The 23806-nt window shown below is 61.8% G+C and carries 20 protein-coding genes; 11 read left to right on the top strand and 9 right to left on the bottom strand.

Annotated features, from left to right (window positions below; translation table 11 throughout):
- Window positions 1–5: 5 nt before the first annotated feature.
- Window positions 6–677: a TetR/AcrR family transcriptional regulator gene (locus L8K08_RS21195; protein ID WP_025859550.1), complete on the bottom strand. Its 672-nt coding sequence runs from the start codon at window positions 675–677 to the stop codon at window positions 6–8.
- 146 nt (window positions 678–823) lie between these two features.
- On the opposite strand from L8K08_RS21195, the gene L8K08_RS21190 reads away from it, so the two are divergent.
- The 5 genes from L8K08_RS21190 (at window position 824) to L8K08_RS21170 (ending at window position 5738) form a co-directional block, all read left to right on the top strand.
- Complete coding sequence (locus tag L8K08_RS21190; protein ID WP_242199811.1) at window positions 824–2251, top strand: coniferyl aldehyde dehydrogenase; 1428 nt, start codon at window positions 824–826, stop codon at window positions 2249–2251.
- A 28-nt stretch (window positions 2252–2279) separates the two neighbouring features.
- Window positions 2280–2825, top strand: coding sequence for a twin-arginine translocation pathway signal protein (locus L8K08_RS21185; protein WP_242199810.1), 546 nt, complete (start codon window positions 2280–2282; stop codon window positions 2823–2825).
- 153 nt (window positions 2826–2978) lie between these two features.
- Entirely contained in the window at window positions 2979–4574 is a 1596-nt protein-coding gene (locus L8K08_RS21180; RefSeq protein WP_242199809.1) for a GMC family oxidoreductase, read from the top strand.
- Window positions 4575–4667: 93 nt separating this feature from the next.
- A complete protein-coding gene (coaD, locus tag L8K08_RS21175) occupies window positions 4668–5147 on the top strand; it encodes a pantetheine-phosphate adenylyltransferase (protein ID WP_003176711.1) in 480 nt (159 codons plus the stop codon).
- 339 nt (window positions 5148–5486) lie between these two features.
- A complete protein-coding gene (locus L8K08_RS21170; protein WP_003195146.1) occupies window positions 5487–5738 on the top strand; it encodes a YfhL family 4Fe-4S dicluster ferredoxin in 252 nt (83 codons plus the stop codon).
- 123 nt (window positions 5739–5861) lie between these two features.
- On the opposite strand, the gene mutM is transcribed toward L8K08_RS21170, so the two are convergent.
- Together mutM and L8K08_RS21160 are read right to left on the bottom strand one after the other, a co-directional pair.
- Window positions 5862–6674, bottom strand: coding sequence for a bifunctional DNA-formamidopyrimidine glycosylase/DNA-(apurinic or apyrimidinic site) lyase (gene mutM / locus L8K08_RS21165; RefSeq protein WP_145157771.1), 813 nt, complete (start codon window positions 6672–6674; stop codon window positions 5862–5864).
- 21 nt (window positions 6675–6695) lie between these two features.
- On the bottom strand, window positions 6696–7508 hold the full coding sequence (locus L8K08_RS21160) for an HDOD domain-containing protein (protein ID WP_178119648.1): 813 nt from the start codon (window positions 7506–7508) through the stop codon (window positions 6696–6698).
- Window positions 7509–7804: 296 nt separating this feature from the next.
- Here L8K08_RS21160 and L8K08_RS21155 point away from each other — a divergent pair, with 296 nt between their 5' ends.
- The 3 genes from L8K08_RS21155 to ilvD all read left to right on the top strand — a co-directional run bounded on the left by L8K08_RS21155 (window position 7805) and on the right by ilvD (window position 12511).
- Window positions 7805–9001: a class I SAM-dependent rRNA methyltransferase gene (locus tag L8K08_RS21155; protein WP_003213799.1), complete on the top strand. Its 1197-nt coding sequence runs from the start codon at window positions 7805–7807 to the stop codon at window positions 8999–9001.
- Between the two features lie 248 nt (window positions 9002–9249).
- Complete coding sequence (locus L8K08_RS21150; protein WP_242199808.1) at window positions 9250–10410, top strand: MFS transporter; 1161 nt, start codon at window positions 9250–9252, stop codon at window positions 10408–10410.
- Between the two features lie 259 nt (window positions 10411–10669).
- Complete coding sequence (gene ilvD, locus L8K08_RS21145; RefSeq protein ID WP_242199807.1) at window positions 10670–12511, top strand: dihydroxy-acid dehydratase; 1842 nt, start codon at window positions 10670–10672, stop codon at window positions 12509–12511.
- Window positions 12512–13146: 635 nt separating this feature from the next.
- On the opposite strand, the gene L8K08_RS21140 is transcribed toward ilvD, so the two are convergent.
- Window positions 13147–14205 (bottom strand): haloacid dehalogenase-like hydrolase, encoded by a 1059-nt coding sequence (locus L8K08_RS21140; protein WP_145157782.1) that lies wholly within the window; start codon window positions 14203–14205, stop codon window positions 13147–13149.
- Between the two features lie 241 nt (window positions 14206–14446).
- Between L8K08_RS21140 and L8K08_RS21135 the strand changes: the two genes are divergently transcribed.
- Window positions 14447–15838 carry an L-cystine transporter gene (locus L8K08_RS21135; RefSeq protein WP_242199806.1) on the top strand — a complete coding sequence of 464 codons (1392 nt, stop codon included), beginning with the start codon at window positions 14447–14449 and terminating at the stop codon, window positions 15836–15838.
- A gap of 85 nt (window positions 15839–15923) precedes the next feature.
- Here L8K08_RS21135 and L8K08_RS21130 read toward each other — a convergent pair whose 3' ends face one another.
- The gene (locus tag L8K08_RS21130; protein WP_242199805.1) at window positions 15924–16436 is read right to left on the bottom strand and encodes a dihydrofolate reductase; all 513 of its coding nucleotides are present in this window, start codon (window positions 16434–16436) and stop codon (window positions 15924–15926) included.
- A 69-nt stretch (window positions 16437–16505) separates the two neighbouring features.
- On the opposite strand from L8K08_RS21130, the gene L8K08_RS21125 reads away from it, so the two are divergent.
- A complete protein-coding gene (locus L8K08_RS21125; RefSeq protein ID WP_242199804.1) occupies window positions 16506–17885 on the top strand; it encodes a DUF2868 domain-containing protein in 1380 nt (459 codons plus the stop codon).
- Complete coding sequence (locus L8K08_RS21120; protein ID WP_242199803.1) at window positions 17878–19245, top strand: GTPase/DUF3482 domain-containing protein; 1368 nt, start codon at window positions 17878–17880, stop codon at window positions 19243–19245. Before L8K08_RS21125 ends, L8K08_RS21120 begins: the two co-directional genes overlap by 8 nt.
- On the opposite strand, the gene L8K08_RS21115 is transcribed toward L8K08_RS21120, so the two are convergent.
- The 4 genes from L8K08_RS21115 to L8K08_RS21100 form a co-directional block, all read right to left on the bottom strand.
- Window positions 19242–19796, bottom strand: a complete 555-nt coding sequence (locus L8K08_RS21115; protein WP_242199802.1) for a phosphonate degradation HD-domain oxygenase — start codon at window positions 19794–19796, stop codon at window positions 19242–19244. The genes L8K08_RS21120 and L8K08_RS21115 overlap by 4 nt on opposite strands.
- Window positions 19796–20929: a TIGR03364 family FAD-dependent oxidoreductase gene (locus L8K08_RS21110; protein WP_242199801.1), complete on the bottom strand. Its 1134-nt coding sequence runs from the start codon at window positions 20927–20929 to the stop codon at window positions 19796–19798. The genes L8K08_RS21115 and L8K08_RS21110 overlap by 1 nt, the downstream gene beginning before the upstream one ends.
- 125 nt (window positions 20930–21054) lie before the next feature.
- Complete coding sequence (locus tag L8K08_RS21105) at window positions 21055–22077, bottom strand: putative 2-aminoethylphosphonate ABC transporter substrate-binding protein (protein WP_242199800.1); 1023 nt, start codon at window positions 22075–22077, stop codon at window positions 21055–21057.
- Between the two features lie 22 nt (window positions 22078–22099).
- On the bottom strand, window positions 22100–23806 hold the full coding sequence (locus tag L8K08_RS21100; RefSeq protein ID WP_242199799.1) for a putative 2-aminoethylphosphonate ABC transporter permease subunit: 1707 nt from the start codon (window positions 23804–23806) through the stop codon (window positions 22100–22102).

The raw sequence follows: 23806 nt of genomic DNA, 5'->3' as shown, positions 1-23806 counted from the left end.
AGGTCCTACTTCACTTCTTCCAGTGCCTGGTTCAACGGCACGTAAAACTCTTTGAACAAAGCGTCTACCGCCTCTTTGGCCTGGGGCGTGACAAACCCCGCCTCCAGCACCAGCACCTGGTACACCCCTCGCTTGATCGCCTCGGCGCTCAAGTGGGCGGAATTTTCATTGGTTGTGCACAGAAATCGCACCCACGAGGTGAGGATGATCCAGGCATTGAGGGTCAGCGCCTCGGTTTGCACCGGGTCCATATTGAGGATGCCGGCATCGACAAACCCTTGATAGATAGCGCCGCCCTGGATCAGGCAACGCTGCGAAAAGCGCCGGTAGCCGGTGGCCAGTTCCGGGTCGCTTTCCAGCAGGTGTTCCAGGTCGCGGTGCAGGAAGCGATAGCGCCACATGCCCGCCAGCACGGCCTGCAGGTAAAAACGCTTGTCTTCGACGGTGACGGCGCGGCCCTGGGGCGGGCGCAGGAAACTGTCCACAAGGGCTTCGTATTCGCGAAACAGCACGGCGATGATCGCCTGCTTGTTGGGGAAGTGGTAGTACAGGTTGCCCGGGGAAATTTCCATGTGGGCGGCAATGTGGTTGGTGCTGACACTGCGCTCGCCCTGCTGGTTAAAAAGCTCCAGGCTGGTTTGCACAATGCGCTCGCTGGTCTTTACTCGTGGTGCCATAGGGGATCAGCTTCTAAACACGTGATGGGGCATCTTACGGCCTATCCTTGTCTGGATAAATCCGCATGTTGCTGCAATGATATTTGACAATTTAGAGCAATGACTCTAAAAATCCAGGCAGACCTATAACAATCGGGAACTGCGCCATGTCTGCCAACGTTGCCTACCTGCAAGATTCCCAGGCGCTGGATCAACTCCAGGACCTTTTCGACGCCCAGCGCCGCGCCTATGCCGCCAACCCGATGCCACCGGCGGCGCAGCGCCAACAATGGCTCAAGGCATTGCGCGATGTGCTCAGCGGCGAACGCCAGGCCCTGATCGACGCGATCAGCCAGGACTTCAGCCACCGTAGCGCAGACGAAACCCTGTTCGCCGAGTTGATGCCGAGCCTGCATGGCATTCACTACGCCAGCAAACACCTCAAAGGCTGGATGAAACCTTCCCGCCGCGCTGTAGGCATCGCCTTCCAACCGGCATCCGCCAAGGTCATCTATCAACCATTGGGCGTGGTCGGCGTGATCGTGCCGTGGAACTACCCGTTGTATTTGGCCATCGGCCCGTTGGTCGGCGCGTTGGCGGCCGGTAACCGGGTGATGCTCAAGCTCAGCGAATCCACGCCCGCTACGGGTGAACTGCTCAAGGCGCTGCTGGCGAAAATCTTCCCCGAAGACCTGGTGTGCGTGGTGCTGGGCGAGGCCGAAGTGGGCATGGCGTTTTCCAAATTGCGCTTCGATCACCTGCTGTTCACCGGCGCCACCAGCATCGGCAAGCACGTGATGCGTGCGGCGGCTGAACACCTGACCCCGGTGACGCTGGAGCTGGGCGGCAAGTCGCCGGCAATAGTCTCCGCCGATGTGCCGCTCAAGGACGCCGCCGAGCGCATTGCCTTCGGCAAATGCCTGAATGCCGGGCAAACCTGCGTGGCGACGGACTACGTGCTGGTGCCCGAAGATCGCATCGAGGGGTTCGTCGAGGCGTACAGCAAGGCAGTTCGCGGGTTTTACCCGACCCTGACCGACAACCCGGACTACACCGCCATCATTAATGATCGGCAACAGGCCAGGCTGAATGCCTACGTCAAAGACGCCACCGAGAAAGGCGCCACCCTGATCACCTTGTACGACCAAGGCCAGGCACGGCGCATGTCCCACAGCCTGTTGCTGAATGTCAGCGATGAGATGACTGTGATGCAGGACGAAATCTTCGGCCCGGTGCTGCCGATCGTGCCGTATCGCGGCATTGATCAGGCCTTTGCCTACGTCAACCAGCGCCCTCGTCCGCTGGCCCTGTATTACTTCGGCTACAACAAGGGCGAGCAGAACCGCGTGCTGCATGAAACCCACTCCGGCGGCGTGTGCCTGAACGACACCCTGCTGCATGTGGCTCAGGATGACATGCCCTTCGGCGGCATCGGACCTTCCGGCATGGGCCACTACCACGGCCACGAAGGGTTCCTCACATTCAGCAAGGCCAAGGGCGTGCTGGTGAAACAGCGCCTGAACGCGGCGAAATTGATCTACCCGCCCTATGGCAAGTCGATCCAGAAGTTGATTCAGAAGTTGTTTGTACGCTGATTCCGCCACTCTCGGGACAACAATAATAATGAACCCTAGCCTGACTGAAACACCTGTGCTGTCGCGGCGCGGCGTCTTGAAAATCGGCCTGTGTGCCAGCGCGTTCCTGGCCACTGCCGGGCTGGGCGCCAGCCTCAGCGGCTGTTCCAGCAGCACCCCGGCCAGCGGCTTTGCAATGCTGCGCAGCAGTGACTTGCCGTTCTTGCGCGCAGTGATCCCGGTGCTGCTCGAGGGCGTGGCCAGCGCCCAGGACGTGGTCGCCGGGATTGAAGACACCCTGAAAAAACTCGACTACAGCCTGCAGCACCTGTCGCCGGAGATGTTCAAGCTTACCCAGCAACTGTTCGACGTGCTGGGCATGGGCATCACCCGCGGCCCGCTGACGGGGATCTGGGGCAGTTGGGAAAATGCCAGCAGTGAACAGATCCGCAACTTCCTGCACCGCTGGGAAAACAGCTACCTGAACCTGCTGCGCATGGGCCAGGGTTCGTTGCTCAAGCTGGTAATCATGGCCTGGTACTTCCGCCCGCAATCCTGGGCCCATTGCGGCTACCCCGGCCCGCCGAAGATTTAGGCCTGACAACCTGATTAGAAAATGTGGGAGCTGGCTTGCCTGCGATGGCGGTGTATCAGCGATGAATTGATCGGCAGGCAAACCGCTAACGCTGGCAAGCCAGCTCCCACACTGATCGCAACTTCGTACAAAAAAAAATAAGAGTGCACACCTATGCCCGTACCCGATCTGTTCCGCGACGGCCTGGCCCGCGGCTGGAAAACCCACAATGGCGCCGCACTCGACAGCGACCTGACGCTGGAAGCCGATGTGGTGATCATCGGCAGCGGTGCCGGCGGAGGCACCACTGCCGAAATCCTCAGCGCCGCCGGCTACAAGGTGCTGCTGATCGAAGAGGGCCCGCTCAAGACCAGCAGCGACTTCAAGCTGCTCGAAGACGAGGCCTACGCCAGCCTGTACCAGGAAGGCATTGGCCGCATGAGCAAAGACGGCGCGATAACCATCCTGCAGGGCCGGGCGGTGGGCGGCACCACATTGATCAACTGGACCTCCAGCTTCCGAACGCCGGACGCCACCCTCACCCACTGGGCCAGTGAGTACGCGGTAAAAGGCCACAGCAGCGCCGAGATGGCGCCGTGGTTCGAGAAGATGGAACAGCGCCTGGGCATCGCCCCGTGGGCCATGCCACCGAATGCCAACAATGATGTGATCCGCAAAGGCTGCGAAAAGCTCGGTTACAGCTGGCACGTGATCCCACGCAACGTGCGCGGCTGTTTCAACCTGGGGTATTGCGGCATGGGTTGCCCGGTCAACGCCAAGCAGTCGATGCTGGTGACTACCATTCCGTCCACCCTGCAAAATGGCGGCGAACTGCTGTATCTCGCCCGCGCAGAACGGCTCAAGTACAGCGGCGACACCATCAGCAGCCTGGAATGCGTGGCCATGGACGAGCGTTGCGTCGCGCCCACCGGTCGCAAGATAACCGTCAAGGCCAGGCATTACGTGCTGTCGGGCGGCGGCATCAACAGCCCGGCGCTGCTGATGCGTTCGGACGCGCCCGACCCGCACTCGCGCGTGGGTAAGCGCACGTTCCTGCATCTGGTGAATTTCTCTGCCGGGCAGTTTGACGAGGTGATCAACCCGTTCTACGGCGCGCCGCAGTCAATTTATTCCGATCACTTCCAGTGGCTGGACGGCACCACCGGCAAAATGTCCTACAAGCTGGAGGCACCGCCCTTGCACCCTGGGTTGGCCAGCACACTATTCGGCGGTTACGGCACCGGCAACGCGCTGGATATGAGCCAGTTGCCCCATACGCACGCCATGCTTGCCCTTTTACGTGATGGCTTTCATCCCGACAGCCCTGGCGGCACGGTGGAATTACGCGGTGACGGTACGCCGGTTCTCGATTACGCAGTATCGCCCTACGCCTGGGACGGCCTGCGCCGAGCCTTCCACAGCATGGCCGAGATCCAGTTCGCGGCGGGCGCCAAGTCGGTCAAGCCGTTGCATCACGACGCGCGTTACGTCAGCACCCTGGCCGAGGCACGCAGCCTGATCGACGGCCTGAGCCTGGAACTGCATCGAACCACCCTGGGCAGCGCCCACGTGATGGGCGGTTGCGCCATGGGCGAAGACCCGAAAAATGCCGTGGCTGACAGCCTCGGTCGCCATCATCAGTTGCGCAATCTGTCGATCCACGATGGCTCGTTATTCCCCACCAGCATTGGGGCTAACCCGCAGTTGTCGGTGTATGGATTAACCGCGCAACTGGCGACAGCGTTGGCCGAACGTCTGAAAACAGCGTGAAAAAACATGCTTTCTTCTGCATAAGTTGACTTGGCCGACCGGGATGGCTGCGATACCATCCGGTTCCCCAACGGACTCCGCCAGGACGACGCGATGAACCGAGTGTTGTACCCAGGTACCTTCGACCCGATTACCAAAGGCCATGGCGATCTGGTCGAACGCGCCTCTCGCCTGTTCGACCATGTGATCATCGCGGTCGCTGCCAGCCCCAAGAAAAACCCGCTGTTTCCCCTGGAACAGCGCGTGGAGCTGGCGCGTGAGGTCACCAAACACCTGCCTAATGTGGAAGTGGTGGGTTTTTCGACGCTGCTGGCACACTTCGCCAAGGAGCAGAACGCCAATGTGTTCCTGCGTGGCCTGCGCGCGGTGTCGGACTTCGAATACGAATTCCAGCTGGCCAACATGAACCGCCAATTGGCGCCGGACGTGGAAAGCCTGTTCCTCACGCCGTCGGAGCGTTACTCGTTCATTTCCTCGACATTGGTCCGTGAAATCGCCGCTTTGGGCGGAGATATCACCAAGTTCGTACACCCGGCTGTGGCGGATGCGCTGACACTGCGCTTCAAGAAATAATTTCTGAAGCGCGGGCTTGTCTGTGCTGAGCCCGGTTTGTCTGTGCTGAGCGGGCTTACTGTGGCGAGCGGGCTTGCCCCGCGTTGGGCTGCGAAGCAGCCCCAATAAACCCACCGCGTAGTTTCAGTCAAAACACGGCGGCCTGTTTCAGGGCCGCTTCGCAGCCCAACGCGGGGCAAGCCCGCTCGCCACAACAGGCACGGAGCTCGCCACAATAGGCGCGGCGCTCCCTAAAACAAGCCCAGCGATCGCCACAGCTCGCACTGCGGGCGCCAATGCGGCACAATTGCGCGCATTCGTTTTCAGATGCCCTGGCTGACAGCCCTGGCAGGAGTTTCCATGTCCCTGATCATCACCGACGATTGCATCAACTGCGACGTCTGCGAACCTGAGTGCCCGAACGCTGCGATTTCCCAGGGTGAAGAGATCTACGTGATCGACCCCAACCTGTGCACCCAGTGCGTCGGCCACTACGACGAGCCTCAGTGCCAGCAAGTGTGCCCGGTAGATTGCATTCCGCTGGATGAAGCACACCCTGAAACTGAAGAGCAGTTGATGGAGAAGTACCGGAAGATTACCGGTAAGGCCTGAGACTCTGTGGCGCCCATCCGGACCTCATCGCAGGCAAGCCAGCTCCCACATTTAAACGTGTGAATACGGTCAAGTGTGGGAGCAGGCTTGCCTGCGATGGCGGCATCAGCCCTCACACAACACTCAGCTCTGGCACTTAGGGCAAAACACACTCGCCCGCTGCCCCAACACCACATTGCGCAACTCGCTGCCGCAGACCTTGCACGCCTCGCCGCCCCGGCCGTAGACGAACAGTTCCTGCTGAAAATACCCCGGCTGCCCGTCACCGCCGATAAAGTCCCGCAATGTGGTGCCGCCACGCTCGATGGCGGCGGCCAGCACACGCTTGATCTCAATTGCCAGCTTCAAGTAACGCCCGCGTGAAATGCCACCGGCGGCGCGACGCGGATCAATCCCGGCGGCAAACAGCGCTTCGGTCGCATAGATATTGCCCACGCCCACCACCACCGCGTTGTCCATGATGAACGGCTTCACCGCCACGGACTTGCCGCGGGACAGCTGGAACAGCCGCTCGCCGTCAAACAGGTCAGTCAACGGCTCCGGCCCCAGGCGAATCAGCAATTCGTGGTTGTGCGGGTCCTGGCTCCAGAGCATCGCGCCGAAGCGCCGTGGGTCGGTGTAGCGCAGCGCCATTCCCGACTCCAGCTCGATGTCCACATGCTCATGCTTGAGCGCGGGCGAACCGGCTTCCACCAGCCGCAGGTTGCCCGACATGCCCAAGTGGCTGATCAAGGTACCCACTTCGGCATTGATCAACAGGTACTTGGCCCGCCGCTCCACCAGCACGATGCGCTGCCCGGACAGGCGCACATCCAGGTCTTCCGGGATCGGCCAGCGCAGGCGCCGCTCACGCACCACCACACGGCTGACGCGTTGGCCTTCCAGGTGCGGCGCAATCCCGCGCCGGGTGGTTTCGACTTCTGGTAACTCGGGCATGTGTACCTCGTGAAAAAAGGGTCAGTGCGCGCCCAGTTCGCGGATCGACAACTTCATGCTTTCGAAGTCGTAGTCCGACAGGCCCACGTAATCCAGCACCAGATGGCCGATGGCATTCCACTCATGGTCCACGGCCTGGTTACCCAGCACGCGACAGGACGAACAGATGTGCTCAGCCATTTTCAGGATGGCCAGCAGGTTTTTAAGTTGCGGCGTGCGCGACGACTCATCGCTGAAAATCGCCAACGCGTTGTGGTGGTTGGCGATCGCGTCGGTCACATGCTCCGGCAGGCGCCAGGATTTGGCGGTGTAGTAGCCGACCACGGCATGGTTGGTGTTGAACGCGTTGTTCTCGGTGTCGACCACGCGGCAATCGGGCCCGGCATTGGCGTAGGCCTGCTCCAGCACCGTCATGTAATCGGGGAACCGCTTGAGCATCAACGGCACGCCGCAATCGTGGAACAGCCCCAGGGCATAAGCCTCGTCCACCGCCTGCGAGCCGGTGCGCTTGGCCAGCGTCAGGCAGGTCATGGCCACATCCTGGGCGGTGTCCCAGAAGCGGTTGAGGGTGACAATGGTGTCGTCGCTCATCTCGCCTTTGATCGACTGTGCGTTGATCAAGTTGATGATCGAACGGCTGCCCAGCAGGTTCACCGCGCGCTGGATCGAGGCAATCTTGTTGCTCAGGCCGTAATACGGCGAGTTGACGATCTTCAGCAATGCGCCGGACAGGCCCGGGTCCTGGGAGATCAACCGCGCGATCACTTCCAGGTCCGGGTCGGGCATGTACTGCTCCATCTGCAAATCCACCATGATTTGCGGTTGAGGCGGCACGCTGATGCCTTGCAGGGCCTGTTGGATCTGTTCGGCGGAAAGCTCTTGGGACATAAGTACACACTCTGGGCTAGGCGGCGATTCTAACCCTTATGAAGACTTGACCGACACCCAAATGCCGAACTGAAACCGGATCAAATGTGGGAGCGGGCTTGCTCGCGAACGCTCGGTGTCAGTCACCGAATACAGTCGCTGATCCACCGCTTTCGCGAGCAAGCCCGCTCCCACATGTCCGGCGGCGCCGCGAATTCATGCACAACACGGTATACTCCCGCTCTTTTTTCCGGAGCGACGTCATGTCCCTGCCAAGCCTGCGTCTCAAAGCCAACGCCGATCGTCGTTTGCGCAACGGCCACCTGTGGGTCTACAGCAACGAAATCGACGTGGCCGCCACCCCACTTCACGGCTTCCAGGCAGGCGACCAGGCTATCCTGGAAGCGGCCGGCGGCAAGACCCTGGGCATCGTGGCCATGAGCCCGAACAACCTGATCTGCGCACGCCTGCTGTCGCGCGACATCAAGTTGCCTTTGGACAAGTCGCTACTGGTGCACCGCATCAACGTCGCGCTGTCGCTGCGTGATCGCCTGTTCGACAAGCCGTTCTACCGCCTGGTGTACGGCGACTCCGACCTGCTGCCGGGCCTGGTGGTTGACCGTTTCGGCGACATCCTGGTCGTCCAGATCGCTTCGGCGACCATGGAAGCCCACAAAGAAGACGTGATCGCCGCCCTGACCCAAGTGCTCAAGCCAAGCGGCATCCTGTTCAAGAACGACTCCGCCGCGCGCGACGCCGAAGGCCTCAACCGCTACGTTGAAACCGTGTTCGGCCTGGTGCCGGAGTGGGTGGCGCTGGAAGAGAACGGCGTGAAATTCGAAGCCCCGGTAATCCAGGGCCAGAAGACCGGCTGGTTCTACGACCACCGCATGAACCGCGCCCGCCTGGCGCCGTATGCCAAAGGCAAACGCGTGCTGGACCTTTACAGCTACATCGGTGGCTGGGGCGTGCAGGCCGCAGCCTTCGGCGCCAGTGAAGTGTTCTGCGTCGACGCTTCGGCCTTCGCCCTCGACGGCGTGGAGCGCAACGCTGCGCTGAACGGCGTTGCCGAGAAGATGACCTGCATCGAAGGCGATGTGTTCGAAGCCCTCAAAGAGCTGAAAGCCAGCGAAGAACGCTTCGACGTGATCGTCGCCGACCCACCGGCTTTCATCAAACGCAAAAAAGACATGAAAAACGGCGAAGGCGCCTACCGCCGCCTGAACGAGCAAGCCATGCGCCTGCTCAGCAAGGACGGCATCCTGGTCAGCGCATCCTGCTCGATGCACTTGCCGGAAGACGACCTGCAAAACATCCTGCTGACCAGCGCCCGTCACCTGGACCGCAATATCCAGATGCTCGAACGCGGCGGCCAGGGGCCGGATCACCCGGTGCACCCGGCGATTGCCGAAACGCGCTACATCAAGAGCATTACGTGCCGGTTGTTGCCCAATAGCTGATTGAACGCGGGCTAAATGTGGGAGCGGGCTTGCTCGCGAAAGCGGCAAGTCAGTCGATGAATGAGTTGACTGACACTACGTATTCGCGAGCAAGCCCGCTCCCACATTTTGGTTTGTGGTGTGTCAGGGCAACTTTCCTATCACCGCAAACCACAACAATTCGGGAACCGTCCTTCAACGGTTTTGATTGAATTCCACATTTCGCAGACTAGTATCGGTTTCTGGAATTACTCCGGAAAACAAAAACAATGTCTGGGCCCTACCTCTCCCGCTTCATCCTCATCACCTGCATTTCCCTGATCAGCTTTTTCCCTATCAACATTCTGCTGCCCTCGTTTCCCGCACTGGCTGCCAGGTTCGACACGCCTACCGCAGAAATCGCACTGTCGATCAGTCTGTTCACGCTGGTGTTTTCAGTGTCCCAATTGATTGCCGGCCCACTGTCGGATAAATGGGGCCGCAAGGAAGTCCTGCTCGGTTGCATCACGCTGTCGATCCTGGGTGCGATAGGTTGCGCATTATCGACGGACTACCTGAGCTTCCTGCTGTTTCGCTCGGTCCAGGCCATGGGTTGCGGCTTCTTCGTACTGGGCCACGCGTTAGTGGAAGACCTGTTCGAAGAACAGGATCGAGCCCGTGTGCGCCTCTACTACATGACCCTGAGCGGCTCGTTCGTCGCCTTGTCACCGCTGATCGGCTCCTGGTTGCAAACCACCTTCGATTGGCAAGGTAGTTTCTATGGATTCGCACTGATGGCGTTGGGGATGTTGATCCATGCGTTCTGCATACTGCCCTCCAAGTCCGCCAGCCCGCACCGCACGCCGGTGTCGATCATCGGCACGCTGAAAGATGTCGCGACCAATCGCGACTTCCTGCGTTACTGGTGGATCGCCGCGTTGGTGTTCGCCTGCTACTTCGCCTTGATCAGCGTGACACCGTTGATTTTCATGGACTCGTTGAAACTCTCCGAATACCAGTACGCACTGGTACTCATGGTGTATGGCGTGGCCTATCTGCTCGGTGGCTTGGCGGCGTCGTATCTTCAAAAACGCATCTCGCTGTCCCGGCAAATCAACATCGGCCTTGGATTGCTGCTTATCGCAGGCGTGCTTCTGATGCTGATCGTCGGTCTTGGAGCCATCACCACCATCACCCTGCTGATCCCGATGCTGATCAGCGCCCTGGCCGTAACTCTGGTTCGCCCCGCCGCGATTTCCGCCGCCATGTTGCTGTTCTCCAGCAGCGCCGGCACCGCCGCCTCGGCCGGCAACAGCATCATGTTCATCACCGCTGCCGTCAGCAGCGCCGCCCTCGCCCAAGCCGGGGCCAACCTGCTGATGACCATCGCCATCAGCTTCATCGTGCTCAGCGTTTGGGGCGTGATGACGAACGCGCGGGTCGGCCGCTGACCATGAAACTTGCACACCCACACGTCTCGTAAGCGCTATCTACACGCTGGCGGCCATTCCCTCCGGCCGCCAGCGGTGTAGAATCGACGCTATTCATCGCCAGTCATCCCCCGGCGGGTTTATGAGCTCGAGGCCCAAGCACGCGGCGATCCCGCGACGCGAGTGGCAACGTTTGGACACACGGCCATTTTCTGAGTGTTCCAGACGTCAATAGAAGCTCACTTCCCTTTAGTACTTGATTAGCCGCCCGGAGTGCTCCATGCCTGATTACCGCTCGAAAACATCCACCCACGGCCGCAACATGGCCGGCGCGCGCGCACTGTGGCGTGCCACGGGGATGAAAGATGACGACTTCAAAAAGCCGATCATCGCGATTGCCAACTCGTTCACCCAGTTCGTACCCGGCCACGTCCACCTCAAGGACCTGGGCCAACTGGTCGCCCGCGAGATCGAACGCGCCGGCGGCGTGGCCAAAGAATTCAACACCATCGCCGTGGATGACGGCATCGCCATGGGCCATGACGGCATGCTGTATTCGCTGCCGAGCCGCGAGATCATCGCCGACTCCGTGGAATACATGGTCAACGCCCACTGCGCCGACGCCATCGTGTGCATCTCCAACTGCGACAAAATCACCCCCGGCATGCTGATGGCCTCCCTGCGCCTGAACATCCCGGTGATCTTCGTCTCCGGCGGCCCGATGGAAGCCGGCAAGACCAAACTGGCCTCCCACGGCCTCGACCTGGTCGACGCTATGGTCATCGCCGCCGATTCCAGCGCGTCTGACGAGAAAGTCGCGGAATACGAGCGCAGCGCTTGCCCAACGTGCGGCTCGTGCTCCGGCATGTTCACCGCCAACTCGATGAACTGCCTGGTCGAAGCCCTCGGCCTGGCCTTGCCGGGCAACGGTTCCACGCTGGCCACCCACAGCGACCGCGAGCAGCTGTTCCTGCAGGCCGGCCGTACCATCGTCGAGCTGTGCAAGCGTTACTACGCCGACAACGATGAGTCAGTGCTGCCGCGCAACATCGCCAACTTCAAGGCGTTCGAAAACGCCATGACCCTGGACATCGCCATGGGCGGTTCCACCAACACCATCCTGCACTTGCTGGCCGCCGCCCAGGAAGCCGAGATCGATTTCGACCTGCGCGACATCGACCGTCTGTCCCGGCACGTGCCGCAACTGTGCAAGGTCGCGCCGAACATCCAGAAGTACCACATGGAAGACGTGCACCGCGCCGGCGGGATCTTCTCGATCCTCGGCTCGCTGGCCCGTGGCGGCCTGCTGCACACCGACCTGCCGACCGTGCACAGCACGAGCATGGCCGAAGGCATCGCCAAGTGGGACATCACCCAGACCACCGACGAAGCCGTGCATCACTTCTTCAAGGCAGGCCCGGCCGGCATCCCGACGCAAACGGCGTTCAGCCAGTCCACCCGTTGGGACACCCTCGATGACGACCGTGAAAACGGCTGCATCCGCAGTGTCGAGCACGCCTACTCGCAAGAAGGCGGCCTGGCCGTGCTGTACGGCAACATCGCACTGGATGGCTGCGTGGTGAAAACCGCCGGTGTGGATGAATCCATCCACGTGTTCGAAGGCAACGCCAAGATCTTCGAAAGCCAGGACAGCGCCGTACGCGGCATCCTCGCCGACGAAGTAAAGGCCGGCGACATCGTGATCATCCGCTACGAAGGCCCGAAAGGCGGCCCGGGCATGCAAGAGATGCTCTATCCGACGTCGTACCTGAAATCCAAAGGCCTGGGCAAAGCCTGCGCCCTGCTCACCGACGGCCGTTTCTCCGGCGGCACCTCGGGCCTGTCCATCGGCCACGCTTCGCCAGAAGCGGCTGCCGGCGGCGCGATTGGCCTGGTGCAGGACGGCGACAAAGTGCTGATCGACATTCCGAACCGCTCGATCAACCTGTTGATCAGCGACGAAGAACTGGCCGCCCGCCGGGTTGAGCAGGACAAGAAAGGCTGGAAACCGGTCGAGAAGCGTCCGCGCAAGGTCACCACTGCGTTGAAGGCTTACGCCTTGCTGGCCACCAGCGCCGACAAAGGCGCTGTGCGTAACAAAGCGATGCTCGACGGCCTGTAAGCCCCGCGCATAAAAATGCCCCGCCACGTGCGGGGCATTTTTTTCTGGGTAACCCCTTCAGCAGTAAGCCGAGTTCCAACATGAGCATGCGGTCGAATGTGGGAGCTGGCTTGCCTGCGATAGCGGTGGGCCAGCCGACCCATGTACTGCCTGATACACCGCCTTCGCGGGCAAGCCCGCTCCCACAGTTGATCGGGTTCCAACATGAGCATGCGGTCGAATGTGGGAGCTGGCTTGCCTGCGATCGCGGTGGGCCAGCCGACTCTTGTACTGCCTGACACACCGCCTTCGCGAGCAAGCCCGCTCCCACAGTTGATCGGGTTCCAACTCAAGCATGCGGTCGAATGTGAGAGCTGGCTTGCCTGCGATAGCGGTGGGCCAGCCGACTAATGTACTGCCTGACACACCGCTTTCGCGGGCAAGCCCGCTCCCACAGTTGATCGGGTTCCAACTCAAGCATGCGGTCGAATGTGGGAGCTGGCTTGCCTGCGATCGCGGTGGGCCCGCCGACTCATGTACTGCCTGACACACCGCTTTCGCGGGCAAGCCCGCTCCCACACTTAACCGAGTTCCACCATGAGAATGCGGGCAAAAATGTGGGAGCGGGCTTGCTCGCGAAAGCAGGCGGCTCGGTCTTACTGAATCTCGTCCGGCTTGACGATCACCCAGTTCTTGTCCGCCGTCACCGGCAGCCCTTCCTTGGCCTGGGCCGCCGCGTGTTTGGCCATCATGCCGTTGAGTTGGGTCATGTATTTATCCTTGCGGTTGATCCACAGGTGGACGCCACCCTTGGCCACGTCCACATCGTGAAACAACATGTAACCGTCGCTGGTCGGCGTATCACCGCCCACGATCACCGGTTTTTTCCACTCATCAATGTAGGTCAGGATCGCCGCGTGCTTGCCGGCCATCCAGGTCGCCGGGGTCCACAGGTACGGGGTCAGTTCCAGGCCGAGGTTGGCCTTCTCGTCATACTTGCCGGCGGCGATCTGCTTACGCGCGGTGGTCAGCTCGCCGGTCTTGCGATCCTTGAGCAAGGTGCTCACGCCGATGACGTTCTCGGGTTTGACGTTGTAACCGTACTTCGGATCGGCAGCGACCATGCGCACCAACTCCTCGGACGCGGCGGTCATCACATACACCTCGATGCCGTTTTCCATCAGTTTGTTGAACAGCTCAGCCTGGCCGGTGAAGACTTTCGGCGGCTGCACGTCCATGGTCTTGACCACGTCACCGTCGTAATAGGTGACCGGCACCGGCTTGCCCGACGCCATCATCTCGTCGACATAGCCCTTGAGCTCCTTGAGGGTGAAGCCGGAGAAAATCTGCGCAACCCACGGGTAGCAGACCATGTCGTCCACTTCGCAGAGTCGGTAGTAGTAGCTGAACAGGCTTTCCTTGTGGTCGGCGGTGTCTTTGAACGGAATCAGCTTGAGGGATGGGTCCATGGTGTCGCGGGTGATCAGGCCTTTGTTCTCAAGGTACGGCAGCAGTGACTCTTCGAGGTCGTAGCGGTAACTGGTGTTGTCCATGTCGAACACCGCGAAATTACCCTTGTTGGCGTTGGCGGCGATCATCTTGTTCAGTTGCTCGGCGGCAGGCGCCGGCCAGTGCTTCAACTCGGTGGCGGCAAATGCCTGGCTGGCGAGGCCCAAGCAGAAGGCGGCGGCCAGTAGTGTTGGCGCGAACTTCATAAGCGATTTCTCCCTGAGTGAAAGACATCGACGCTAACAAATCTGTGTGACAGTTATCGCCCGAGCACGACCGCTTGCGTCGTGATTGCGCCAAGGGCGTGTGCCTGAGCGTCAAAGGCTTATTCCAAAAACGACAGTCACCATTCCATATCGGTATTAAATCAATATATTTCAAGCTGTTAGGCTTTCCGGTTCGCAATCGCAGGCTCACGCGATTGGCTGCCTTCTCAACGGAGCTTCAATGAATCTGCCCCTGATTCTCAACGTACTGGTGTTCGTGGCCCTGCTTTTGGGCCTGGCACAAACCCGCCGCACACACTGGAGCCTCGCCAAGAAGGTTCTGTTCGCGCTGGTGCTCGGCGTGCTGTTCGGCGCGGCGTTGCACACGATTTATGGCGACGGCAACCCGGTGCTCAAAGCCTCGATCAGCTGGTTTGATCTGGTCGGCAATGGTTACGTGCAGTTGCTGCAAATGATCGTGATCCCGCTGGTATTCGCCTCGATCCTCAGCGCCGTGGCGCGTCTGCATAACGCCTCGTCCCTGGGCAAGATCAGCTTCCTGACCATCGGTACGCTGCTGTTCACCACGGCAATTGCGGCGCTGATCGGTATCGGCCTGACCAACCTGTTCGGCCTCACCGCCGAAGGCCTGGTGGCCGGCACCCAGGAAATGGCGCGCCTGCAAGTGATCCAGAGTGATTACGCAGGCAAGGTCGCCGACCTGAATATCCCACAGCTGCTGCTGTCGTTCGTGCCAGCCAATCCGTTTGCCGACCTGGCCCGGGCCAAGCCGACGTCGATCATCAGCGTGGTGATTTTTGCTGCGTTTCTCGGGGTTGCCGCACTGCAACTGCTCAAGGACGACGTGGAAAAAGGCCAGAAAGTGCTCAACGCCATCGACACCCTGCAAGCCTGGGTGATGCGCCTGGTGCGCCTGGTGATGAAGCTGACGCCCTACGGCGTGCTGGCGCTGATGACCAAAGTGGTCGCCGGCTCCAACCTGCAAGACATCATCAAACTCGGCAGTTTTGTGGTGGTGTCGTACCTGGCGCTGGGCCTGATGTTTGTGGTGCACGGCCTGCTGCTGTCGCTGGCCGGGGTCAACCCGCTGCGCTTCTTCCGCAAGGTGTGGCCAGTGCTGACCTTTGCCTTCACCAGCCGCTCCAGCGCAGCCGCCATCCCGCTGAGCATTGAAGCGCAGACCCGCCGCCTGGGTATCCCGCAATCGATTGGCGGTTTCGCCGCCTCGTTTGGCGCGACCATCGGCCAGAACGGTTGCGCCGGTCTCTACCCGGCCATGCTCGCGGTGATGGTTGCACCGACCGTGGGCATCAACCCGCTCGACCCGCTGTGGATCGCGACGCTGGTCGCAATCGTGACCTTGAGTTCAGCCGGTGTGGCCGGTGTTGGCGGCGGCGCGACCTTTGCCGCGCTGATCGTACTGCCGGCGATGGGCTTGCCGGTGTCACTGGTGGCGCTGCTGATTTCCGTGGAGCCGCTGATCGACATGGGCCGTACGGCACTGAACGTGAACGGTTCGATGACGGCGGGTGCGATTACCAGCCAGATCATGGGGCAGACGGATAAAGCGTTGCTCAATGCCGATGAGCATGCGGAGTTAGCGCAGGCCTGATAGACCGCTATCGGGGGCAAGCCCCCTCCCACACTTGATCGCGTTCACTCGGTCAACTGTGGGAGGGAGCTTGCCCCCGATGCTTTTAGGCTTTTTCCCAGACTTCGAAGTTGTAGGCAGGCTTATCGCCCTCGGCCGGGTTCTCGACATTCGACACCAGCTTCCACTGGTTCAGATCAAACTCGGGAAACCACGCGTCCCCGTCCGGGCTCAACGCAACCCGCGTCAGATACAGGCGATCCGCCTGCTCCAACCCTTGCGCATACAACTGCGCACCGCCGATCAGCATCAGCTCATCCACGCTTTGCTCCAGCGCCCAGGCCTCGGCCCGTTCCACCGCCGCAGCCAGCGACGGAAAAACTTCCGCACCTTCAAGCGCCAGATCGGTCTGACGGCTGACCACGATATTCAGGCGCCCCGGCAGCGGTCGGCCCAGCGAATCCCAGGTCTTGCGCCCCATGATGATCGGCTTGCCGAGCGTGGTGGCCTTGAAATATTTGAAATCCCCCGGCAAATGCCAGGGCATGCTGTTGTCGACGCCGATCACGCGGTTTTCACCGAGGGCTGCGATCAGGCTTAAAGGGAGAGTTTTTTTCATGGCGACGAGAATACCAGAGCTGCGAGTCAGCGGTTATGCTCCAACCTCACTTGCTCAACAGGACGGCGCGTGACTGCTCTGACTCCCCTGCACACCCTCTGGCTGACAGAAACCGTGCGCCTGCGTGAAGAACACGCCGGCCCACTCGAAGACCTGGAAGCCAACCGCCTGGCCCGCACGGCCGGTGGCGACTTGCCGACGCGCATCCAGGCGCGCGCCCTGCACTTGGCCGAACGCGACGGACTGACCGCCGCCCTCACCCGCTGGCTGCAAGGCGCCCGTTTGGCGCTGGTGCTGTTGGCCGTGGTCGCGGTGATCAGTGGCGCCGGCCTGGCGTTTGCCGCGCTGGGTAACGGCCTGACCCCGGTGAATGTGTTCTGGGCGCTGGGCAGTCTGCTCGGCTTGAACCTGATTCTGCTGCTGAGCTGGGCCTTGGGCCTGGCGTTTGCCGGCGAGCACAGCGCCAGCCTCGGCCGCCTGTGGCTGTGGCTCAGCGAAAAACTCGCGCGTGATGCCAAGGCGGCTCAGCTGGCGCCGGCACTGCTGCTGTTGCTGCAACGCCACAAACTCAATCGCTGGGCAGTGGGTGTGCTGGTCAACAGCCTGTGGTTGCTGGCATTGCTCAGTGCCATGGTGATTTTGCTGACACTGCTGGCCACCCGGCGCTACGGTTTTGTGTGGGAAACCACCATCCTGGGCGCCGACACCTTTGTCGCCGTCACCCAAGCCCTCGGCAGCCTGCCCGCGCTGCTGGGCTTTAACGTGCCGACCGTCGACATGATCCGCGCCAGCGGCGACTCCGCCCTGAATATCGAAAGCGCACGCCAAGCCTGGGCCGCCTGGCTGGTCGGCGTGCTGCTGGTGTACGGCCTGCTGCCGCGGTTGATCCTCGCGCTGCTGTGCCTGTGGCGCTGGAAACGCGGGCGCGCCGCCCTGCGCCTGGACCTCAACCTGCCCGGCTACAGCCCGTTGCGCGAACGCCTGATGCCAAGCAGCGAGCGGCTCGGTGTCAACGATGCAGCGCCCGAACAGCTGCACCAGGTCAGCGGCGGCGTCAGCGAACTGCAGAGCGACGGCGCCCTGCTGGTGGCCATCGAACTCGACGATCAACACCCGTGGCCGCCCAAATTACCGGCGAGCATCAAAAACGCCGGCATTCTGGACAGCCGCGAATCGCGCAACAAACTGCTGGAACAGCTCACGCGCTTCCCACCCGCACGCCTGGCCATCGCCTGCGACCCTCGTCGCTCGCCTGACCGTGGCAGCCTGGCGCTGATCGCCGAACTGGCACGCAGCGCCACGGCCACCCGCGTGTGGCTGCTGCAGGCACCGCCCGGCCAGGCGCTGGACGCCGAGCGCCTTGGCGATTGGCACGCCGCGTTGCACCAACTCGAACTGCCCTTCGCCGACTGCGCGCCGCTCACATGGCTGGAGACCGGTCATGACTAAACCGCTGAAACTGGCCGTGGTCGGCCACACCAACGTCGGCAAGACCTCGCTTTTGCGCACGCTGACCCGTGACGTCGGCTTCGGCGAAGTCTCTCATCGCCCCAGCACCACGCGGCATGTGGAAGGCGCGCGGTTGTCGGTCGACGGCGAAGCCTTGCTGGAGCTGTACGACACGCCCGGCCTGGAAGACGCGATCGCCCTGCTCGACTACCTGGAGCGCCTGGATCGCCCCGGCGAGCGCTTGGACGGCCCGGCACGCCTGGCGCGTTTCCTGGAAGGCAGCGAGGCGCGCCAGCGTTTCGAACAGGAGGCCAAGGTTTTGCGCCAACTGCTGGCCTGCGACGCCGGCCTGTATGTGATCGACGCTCGCGAGCCGGTGCTGGCCAAGTACCGCGACGAGCTGCAAGTGCTGGCCAGTTGCGGCAAGCCGCTGCTGCCGGTGCTCAACTTCGTCAGCAGCAGCGACCACCGCGAACCCGACTGGCGCGAAGCCCTGGCCCGCCTGGGCCTGCATGCGCTGGTGCGGTTCGACAGCGTCGCGCCGCCGGAGGACGGGGAGCGCCGCCTGTATGAAAGCCTGGCCCTGCTGCTGGAGAATGCGCGGCCGCAGCTGGAACGGCTGATCCTCGATCAGCAAGCCCAGCGCCAGGCCCGCCAGCAGAGCGCCGCGCGGTTGATCGCCGAATTGTTGATCGACTGCGCCGCGTGCCGGCGCAGCGTGGTCACCGAGGATGAACAGCAAGCCATCGGCGATTTACGCAAGGCCGTGCGCCAGCGCGAACAAAAATGCGTGGAAGCCCTGCTCAAACTTTTCGGCTTTCGCCCGCAGGACGCCACCGCCAGCGACTTGCCGCTGCTCGACGGCCGTTGGGGCGATGACCTGTTTAACCCCGAAACCCTCAAACAACTTGGCGTGCGCGTCGGCGGCGGGATCGCCGCAGGCGCCGCCGCCGGGGCCGGCGTGGATTTGCTGGTTGGCGGCCTGACCCTGGGCGTCGCCGCGATTGCCGGTGCGATTGCCGGCGGTGCGCTGCAAACCGCGCGCAGCTACGGCAGCCGTCTGCTGGGCAAGATCAAGGGCCATCGTGAGCTGACCGTCGACGACAGCGTGCTGCGCCTGCTCGCCTTGCGCCAGCGCCAGTTGCTCAAGGCCCTGAACCTGCGTGGCCATGCGGCGATGCACAGCATCAAGGTCGACACGCCTCAGGACAAAACCTGGCGCGAGGGCAAGCTGCCGGACGCGCTGCATAAAGCCCGCGCGCACCCGCAATGGTCGTCCCTCAACCCTCACGCCAAACTCAGCCAGGCCGAGCGCCAGGAACAGGTCGAGGCGCTGGCCCCGCGCCTGGATGAACGCTAAGCCGCAAGCAGTCGCCGGGCCTTGGCCTTCAATATCTCAAGGTCCAGCACCGGCACATGCATGTCCTTGGCCAGCTCATCCCAGTGGCGCATGCGCAGGCTCACCGAACAAAGCGGGTCCTGCTCGAACGCCTGGGCTTCTTCGGCGCTCATCACGCCGCCCTGGTAACTCAGGGTTCGGCGACTGGCTTCGCTCAAGCGCGCGTAATAGGCCGGCTGGCTGAAGGTCAGGTAACGCTTGGCCTGCACGTGATACTCCACCAGCCTGGCCATGCGTTCGCTGAACCCTGCGCGGCGCAAATAATCCGCGCCCAGCCGCTCGTGGCTGACCACGCCGTAACCGCCCATGTTCTCGCCGCCCTGGCCGCAGAGGTGCCCGATGTCGTGGAAAAACGCTGCCAGCACCACTTCATCGTCAAAGCCCTCAGCCATGGCCAACTGTGCGGCCTGGGACATGTGTTCGATCTGCGACACCGGCTCGCCGATGTAGTCCGCCGTGCCATGCTGCTCGTACAAGCCGAAGAGTTCGGCAATCGCCTGTTCCGGGTTCATCACGCCTCACCCCACACTGTGCTGATGTTTCGTTCGGCCATCGCCGGCCCGACGCTCATGCCCACGCCGGTGTGCATCAACGCCGCGCTCACGCCCGGTGCTACGCGCAGGAACGAAAACGGCCCCGGTCCACGCGCGCCATACACGCCCTGCCAGCGCTCCACCACCTGAACCTTGCAACCCAGGGTCTGCTGCGCCAGTTTGATCATCCAGTCATCGACCTGCTCGGTATTGAACGGCGAGGCATCACGGCCGTAGTCATGGGAATCACCGATGATCAGTTCGCCATAAGGCGTCGGGCTGATCAGCAAGTGAATGCCGTGTGCATGCAAATGCGGTGCATCGCGCAGGATTTGCGCCTGCACGGGCGCCGCTTCCGGCAAATCGGCGAAGGCGCCGTAATGCACACAACTGAGGCCTGTGAGCAACGCGTGTTGCAGGTTCAGGTTGACGGCTGGACGGGCGCGCAGCATTTGCAGGCGACAGACACTCGGGTTGAGTTCGGCGATCGATTCCGCCAGCAGGGTTTGGTAGTCGTGGCCGGAGCACACAATGACCTGCTCGCCACGAAAGCTCCCCGCCGTGGTGTGCACGTGGCCAGGCTCAACGTCGCGCACCAGCGTGGAGAAATGAAACTCCACCTTCAATTCGCTGCGAAGGTAGTTGATCAGCGCCGGAATCGCTTCGCGCGAATACAACTGCTGATCGTCTTTGCCATGCAACGCGGCGCGGTGATGGCGGAACTGGCCGCCATATAGATCTTTCATCGCCGCGCCTTGCAGCAGTTCGACGTTGTAGCCGTAAGCCTGCGCACGACCGGCGCAAAAAGCTTCCAACAGATGCTCCTCCGCCTCTGTACGCGCAAACAGGTATGAGCCCTTGCGCTTGAGCTGCAGGCCGGCGACCTGCGCCCAATGCCCCCAGATATCACGGCTTTGCAGGGCCAGGTCGAGCATCGGCCCCGGCGGTTGGCCGGTGACCAGCGCCTGGCCAAAGTTGCGCACAGAGGCGCCGAGCGGCGTGGCGCTGCGCTCGAATACCTTGACCTTGAGGCCGCGTTTGGCGGCGGCGTAGGCGTGGGACAGGCCAAGGATGCCGGCGCCGATGATCAATAAGTCGCTGTGTTGTGTCATTAAAGAGTGTCCTGAATTCGAAGCCGCTATCGCCGGCAAGCCAGCTCCCACATTTTGATTTGTGAACACCGTCAAATGTGGGAGCTGGCTTGCCGGCGATGAGGCCATAAGCCCTAACGAAAACCTTACTGACCGGCCACCTTCTCGGACTTGCCGTCATAGCGCTTGCGCCATTCAGTCAGGATGCTGTCGCGGTTTTTCGAGGCCCACGCAAAGTCGTTCTTGATCAGGCGCTGCTCATAATCGGCCGGCAATTCGGTCTGCGGCTTGGCGATACCGGGCTGGGCAAGTACGGCAAAGTTTTCTTTGTACAGGTCCATCGCCGCTGCACTGGCGGAGAAGTCAGCGAGCTTTTTAGCCGCGTCGGCGTGGGCAGTGCCTTTGATCACGGCAGTCGCTTCAATGTCCCAGCCCAGGCCTTCTTTGGGCAGGATGATGTCCAGCGGCGCGCCCTGGCGTTTCAGTTGAACGGCGGGGTACTCGAAGGAAATACCAATCGGGAATTCACCCGAGGCCGCCAGCTTGCACGGCTTGGAACCGGAGTGAACGTACTGGCCGATGTTCTGGTGCAGGTCGTCCATGTACTGCCAGCCCTGCTTCTCGCCGAAGGTTTGCAGCCAGGCACTGACATCCAAAAAGCCGGTGCCGGAGGAGGCCGGGTTGGGCATCACGATTTTGCCCTTGTACTCAGGCTTGGTCAGGTCTTGCCAGCTCACCGGCTTGGTCAGGCCCTGCTTCTGGGCTTCGATGGTGTTAAAGCAGATGGTTGCGGCCCACACGTCCATACCCACCCACGCCGGCGGGTTGGCAGCGTCGCGGTAGTTTTTGCCGATTTTGTCCAGGCCCTTCGGCGCATAGTTATCCAGCATGCCTTGCTGATCGAGAATCGCCAGGCTAGAGGCCGCCAGGCCCCAGACCACGTCGGCTTGCGGGCGGTCTTTCTCGGCCAGAAGCTTGGCGGTGATGATGCCGGTGGAGTCGCGCACCCATTTGATCTCGACGTCGGGATTGGCTTTTTCGAAGGCCTGCTTGTAGGTCTTCAACTGCTCGGCTTCTAGGGCCGTGTACACGGTCAGCTCGGTCTTGGCGAAGGCATTCAGGCTGAATGCGGTGAGTACGGCAGCGACCAGCGCCAGGGGCTTGAACATGGAGCACCTCCTTCAAGGATGGTTATTGGCCGGGCGCGGTCTGGCGCCAGGCTTGAGAGCGACGCAGTGCGCCACGTGAGGCCCACGCCAGCAGCAGCGAGACGCCGGCCGAGGTGAACAGAATCAAGGTCGACATGGCCGCCGCACCGCCCACGTTGCCGGCGTCGTCCATGTTCAATACGGCGACGGCGGCGAGGATGGTGTCGGGGCTGTAGAGGAAAATTGCGGCCGACACGGTGGTCATCGCCGACACAAACAGGTAGCGCACGATGTCCAGCAGCGCCGGCAGGCAGATCGGCACGGTGACACGCAGGTAGTGGCGGTACAGCGGCGCCTTGAGGGACAGCGCGGCGGCTTCGAATTCGCTGTCGAGCTGGCGCAGCGCCGTGGTCGCGGTCATCTGCGCGGTGGTCAAATAGTGCGCAATGGTGCACACCACCAGCAGGGTCATCGTCCCGTAGAACACATGCAGCGGGTTGCCGCCCAGGTTGAAAAAGAATACGTAGCCCAGGCCCGACACCAGGCCCGGCACGGCCATCGGCACAAAGCTGAGCATGCGCAGGGCCAGGTTCAGGCCCTTCTGGCTTTTGGTCTTTTCCATCAGGTAGGCGCCGGTGAAGATCAACACGCTGCCGATCAGCGCCGTGCACAGCGCCATGGTCAGGCTGTTGCGGTAAGCCAGCCAACCGCCGCCGGCCGTGTCTTCGAACTGGTAGTGGTTGAGCGACAACGACAGGTTGTACGGCCAGAATTTCACCAGCGAGGAATACACCGCCATGCCGAATACCAGCAGCAACACCGCGCAGATCAGCAATACAATGGCCAGGTAGCAACCATCGCGCAGCCGCGACGGTGCCGGCTGGAACACCTGAGCGCGGCCGCTCATGGCATCGCCCTGCCGACGGCGCAGCCAGGCATCGACGCCAAAGCTGAACAGCGCCGGCAGCAGCAACACCATGCCGATCAACGCGCCGCGACCGAACTGTTGCTGGCCGACCACCGCCTTGTAGGCTTCCAGCGCCAGCACCTGATAATCGCCGCCGACCACGACGGGCACACCGAAGTCGGTAATGGTCAGGGTGAACACCAGGCAAAACGCGGCGAACACCGCTTGGCGCGTGGCCGGCCAGGTGATGCTGCGAAACGCCCGCGCGGGGCTGGCGCCCATGCTTGATGCCGCATCGAAAAGCCGCGCATCCGCCAGCGACAGTGCTGACAGCAGGATCATCAAAGCGTGTGGGAAGGTGTAGATCACCTCGCCGAGAACAATGCCCCAGAAGCCGTAGATATTGTCCGAGAGCACACCGCGCAACAGGCCTTGATTGCCGAACAGGTACACCAGCGCAATCCCCGGCAGCATCGACGGCGCCATCAACGGCAGCAGCGACAGGCCACGCCACATCGCTTTGCCGGGAATCAGTGTGCGTTGCAGCGCGTAGGCAAACAGATAGGCCAGCGGTACGACGATGGCCGCCACGCTGAGGGAGACTTTCAGGCTATTGCCCAGCAGCCAGTGGAAGTTAGCGCTGGTGAGCATTTCCCGCGCCGCAGCAAGACCGCCGCCCTGCCCGGCTTCACTGCTGAAACCGCGCCAGAAGATTGCCAGCAATGGCAGCAATACGGCGACACCCAGCAGCACCAGCCACAGCAGTTTGCCGCCGAGCACAAAAATACGGTCGCCGTTTTCGGCGCGCGATACCTGGCGCGGCAGGGTCATCACAGCCGCCAT

It is taken from the genome of Pseudomonas sp. TREG-RG-20F-10-E-6-01, assembly GCF_022662455.1.
Lineage (GTDB): Bacteria > Pseudomonadota > Gammaproteobacteria > Pseudomonadales > Pseudomonadaceae > Aquipseudomonas.
The sequence above is the reverse complement of the archived record's forward strand: the minus strand, read 5'-3'. Positions and strand labels throughout refer to the sequence as shown.

What these genes read in the sequence shown, in the direction of transcription:
- L8K08_RS21135 (WP_242199806.1), top strand. Translation starts at nt 14,447, where the DNA reads ATGAATCTGCCCCTGATTCTCAACGTACTGGTGTTCGTGGCCCTGCTT.
- L8K08_RS21195 (WP_025859550.1), bottom strand. Translation starts at nt 677, where the DNA reads ATGGCACCACGAGTAAAGACCAGCGAGCGCATTGTGCAAACCAGCCTG.
- L8K08_RS21105 (WP_242199800.1), bottom strand. Translation starts at nt 22,077, where the DNA reads ATGTTCAAGCCCCTGGCGCTGGTCGCTGCCGTACTCACCGCATTCAGC.
- mutM (WP_145157771.1), bottom strand. Translation starts at nt 6,674, where the DNA reads ATGCCCGAGTTACCAGAAGTCGAAACCACCCGGCGCGGGATTGCGCCG.
- L8K08_RS21180 (WP_242199809.1), top strand. Translation starts at nt 2,979, where the DNA reads ATGCCCGTACCCGATCTGTTCCGCGACGGCCTGGCCCGCGGCTGGAAA.
- L8K08_RS21120 (WP_242199803.1), top strand. Translation starts at nt 17,878, where the DNA reads ATGACTAAACCGCTGAAACTGGCCGTGGTCGGCCACACCAACGTCGGC.
- L8K08_RS21155 (WP_003213799.1), top strand. Translation starts at nt 7,805, where the DNA reads ATGTCCCTGCCAAGCCTGCGTCTCAAAGCCAACGCCGATCGTCGTTTG.
- L8K08_RS21185 (WP_242199810.1), top strand. Translation starts at nt 2,280, where the DNA reads ATGAACCCTAGCCTGACTGAAACACCTGTGCTGTCGCGGCGCGGCGTC.
- ilvD (WP_242199807.1), top strand. Translation starts at nt 10,670, where the DNA reads ATGCCTGATTACCGCTCGAAAACATCCACCCACGGCCGCAACATGGCC.
- L8K08_RS21140 (WP_145157782.1), bottom strand. Translation starts at nt 14,205, where the DNA reads ATGAAGTTCGCGCCAACACTACTGGCCGCCGCCTTCTGCTTGGGCCTC.
- L8K08_RS21170 (WP_003195146.1), top strand. Translation starts at nt 5,487, where the DNA reads ATGTCCCTGATCATCACCGACGATTGCATCAACTGCGACGTCTGCGAA.
- L8K08_RS21190 (WP_242199811.1), top strand. Translation starts at nt 824, where the DNA reads ATGTCTGCCAACGTTGCCTACCTGCAAGATTCCCAGGCGCTGGATCAA.
- L8K08_RS21110 (WP_242199801.1), bottom strand. Translation starts at nt 20,929, where the DNA reads ATGACACAACACAGCGACTTATTGATCATCGGCGCCGGCATCCTTGGC.
- L8K08_RS21100 (WP_242199799.1), bottom strand. Translation starts at nt 23,806, where the DNA reads ATGGCGGCTGTGATGACCCTGCCGCGCCAGGTATCGCGCGCCGAAAAC.
- L8K08_RS21150 (WP_242199808.1), top strand. Translation starts at nt 9,250, where the DNA reads ATGTCTGGGCCCTACCTCTCCCGCTTCATCCTCATCACCTGCATTTCC.
- coaD (WP_003176711.1), top strand. Translation starts at nt 4,668, where the DNA reads ATGAACCGAGTGTTGTACCCAGGTACCTTCGACCCGATTACCAAAGGC.
- L8K08_RS21115 (WP_242199802.1), bottom strand. Translation starts at nt 19,796, where the DNA reads ATGAACCCGGAACAGGCGATTGCCGAACTCTTCGGCTTGTACGAGCAG.
- L8K08_RS21130 (WP_242199805.1), bottom strand. Translation starts at nt 16,436, where the DNA reads ATGAAAAAAACTCTCCCTTTAAGCCTGATCGCAGCCCTCGGTGAAAAC.